2 protein-coding genes and 1 pseudogene are annotated in these 2,488 nt (G+C 69.9%); 2 read left to right on the plus strand and 1 reads right to left on the minus strand.

Annotated features, from left to right (window positions below; all coding sequences use genetic code 11):
• Nucleotides 1–520 precede the first annotated feature (520 nt).
• A pseudogene (locus tag Mterra_RS23720) lies at nucleotides 521–625 on the minus strand (hypothetical protein); the annotation flags it as partial.
• A 151-nt stretch (nucleotides 626–776) separates the two neighbouring features.
• On the opposite strand from Mterra_RS23720, the gene Mterra_RS20520 reads away from it, so the two are divergent.
• Together Mterra_RS20520 and Mterra_RS20525 are read left to right on the plus strand one after the other, a co-directional pair.
• Nucleotides 777–1,937, plus strand: a complete 1,161-nt coding sequence (locus Mterra_RS20520; protein ID WP_119316778.1) for a pyridoxal phosphate-dependent aminotransferase — start codon at nucleotides 777–779, stop codon at nucleotides 1,935–1,937.
• 197 nt (nucleotides 1,938–2,134) lie between these two features.
• Nucleotides 2,135–2,488: hypothetical protein (locus Mterra_RS20525; RefSeq protein WP_147372998.1), on the plus strand; the 354-nt coding region annotated here is incomplete at its 3' end.

The raw sequence follows: 2,488 nt of genomic DNA on the forward strand, positions 1-2,488 counted from the left end.
GGTGGGGGTTGGGGTGCTGCTCACCGTGCGGGAATTCATCTGCGCCCACCACCCCACCAGCACCGAGCCGCACGGCGTCCACGTCGTCAGCCACGTCTTCGCCTGCCTGCCCAGCTCGAGCCCGCCCTCGCGCCTGGGGCTGGCCGCGGGCGTGGTTGGGGAATAGGGAACTCCCTCCTTCCCGCCGGACTGGGCACGACCTGGGCCCGGGAAGCCCGATCCGTTGCGTCGCGCCTGGCAAGCGACCGGGCGGGGGCTACTCCGTGCCGCCGGCTGATCCTCGAGTTCTTCCCGTGGACGCCCGCCGGGGGAGGCGCGGACGGCGGCCTTGGGGTCGTCCTTGGGCGGGGCAGGAGGAAGCCCTCGAGCTTACCTCGATGGGGTTGGGCCAGCAGACCAGGACCGGTTAACCCGCCCGACGCTGCCCTTAGGGCAGTCGCTTCACCGGAACCTAGCGGCCGCGCCTCCAGGAATAGCCCATCTCCAGGACACGCGGCCGCCTAGGCGGCCGAACTGCTGCCTAGGGAACGAGGACCACCAGGCCGGCGGGGACGTTGAGCTGGCCGAGGTCGTTGCTCCCCCACCCCACCACGGTGCCGTCCGCTTTGAGCGCCAGGCTGTGCCAGCCGCCCGCCGCACGGCGGCGGGCCTAGCCGGGGCGCCGGGAGAGTGGGAGGACTCTTTCCCCGCCGGAGCATAGGGCGCGGGCGGCCGGCCCGGTTTTTGGTATACCGGCCCTTGACCCCCTGCCCCCCGACCCCCGACAATACTCGGGTATGCGAGGCTTGTCCCAGCGCGTCAAGGCGCTCAAACCCAGTGCTACGGTGGCGGTCAACGCCAAGGCCCTCGAGCTGCGCCGCCAGGGCGTGGACCTGGTCGCCATGACCGCGGGCGAGCCCGACTTCGACACCCCCCAGCACGTCAAGGACGCCGCCCTGCGGGCCATGCAGGCCGGCAAGACCAAGTACGCGCCCCCCGCCGGCATCCCCGAGCTGCGCGAGGCCATCAGCGCCAAGTTCAAGCGCGAGAACGGGCTGGAGATCCCCGCCGAGCAGACCGTGGTCACGGTGGGCGGCAAGCAGGCGCTGTTCAACCTCTTCCAGGCCATCCTCGACCCCGGCGACGAGGTGATCGTCATCGGGCCGTACTGGGTGTCCTACCCCGAGATGGTGCGCTTCGCCGAGGGCAAGCCGGTCGAGGTGCTCACCGGCCCCGAGTCGGGCTTCGTGCCCGACCCCGGGGAGATCGAGGCCAAGATCACCCCGCGCACCAAGGCCCTGGTGCTCAACTCCCCGGGCAACCCCACCGGCGCGGTGTACCCGCCCGAGGTGATCCGGGCCATCGCCGAGCTCGCCAACAAGCACGACTTCTACCTCGTCTCCGACGAGATCTACGAGCACCTGATCTACGAGGGCGAGCACTTCTCCCCGGCCCACGTCGCCCCCGAGCGCACCATCACCGTCAACGGCGCGGCCAAGGCCTACGCCATGACCGGCTGGCGCATCGGCTACGCGGGCGGGCCTAAGGACGTGATCAAGGGCATCATCGACGTCTCGAGCCAGTCCACCACCTCCCCCGACACCATCGCCCAGTGGGCCACGGTCGAGGCGCTCAACAACGTCGAGGCCTCGAGCCGCTTCATCGCCATGGCCCGCGAGGCCTACCGCAAGCGCCGCGACCTCATCGTGAAGGGCCTCAACGACATCGGCCTCACCACGCCCATAGTCAACGGCGCCTTCTACGTGCTCTGCGACACCAGCCGCATCGACCCCGACGAGAACAAGGCCGCGCTGCGGATGCTCGAGGAGGCCAAGGTCGCCGTGGTCCCCGGCACCGACTTCGCCGCGCCCCACCACGTGCGCTTGAGCTACGCCACCAGCGAGACCAACATTCAGAAGGCGCTCGAGCGCCTGGCCGAGCTGGTCAAGGTCAGGTAGACACGGCCACCTGTCGCCCTTCCGAGGCTTCTCGCGGAAGTCGCCGGTAGTCCGCAGTTCATGGTGCATAGCCAATGACCACGCCGGGCGTGATGGTCCATACCGTTCATACTGTGCGGTTGAGTATCCTCCCTTTAGCAGAGAACATTAAGCCCCAACGCTTGCCCCACCCTGGACCCAGTTCGTAGACTGGGCCCATGCCGGTTTACGGGGGCCGTTCCAGGGAGCAGCGGTCCCTCGCCCCTGCGCGCCCCCAAGCCAGGAAGGCCGAGGAATGGGTGAGCGAGGCGCTGGACAGCCTCCCCCTCCCCCACCGCCCAACTCCCCCGACGAGGGAGACCGAGGAGCCCCGGCGGCCTCGAGCCACCTGGACCCCCGAGGGCGAGGAGGCCGAGGGAAGGCTGGGGCTGGTGCTGCACCCCCACGACTCCCCTCTCCAACGCAAAGCCCGCCTGGGTCGCGAGTGGCTGCACCTCCAGATACAGCGCTACCGGCGGCGGCTCGAGGAGACCCGGGAGGCTCCCGAGGGCCTCGCCGGGCGCATCCAGCAG

The sequence above is a fragment of the Calidithermus terrae genome (assembly GCF_003574345.1).
Lineage (GTDB): Bacteria > Deinococcota > Deinococci > Deinococcales > Thermaceae > Calidithermus > Calidithermus chliarophilus.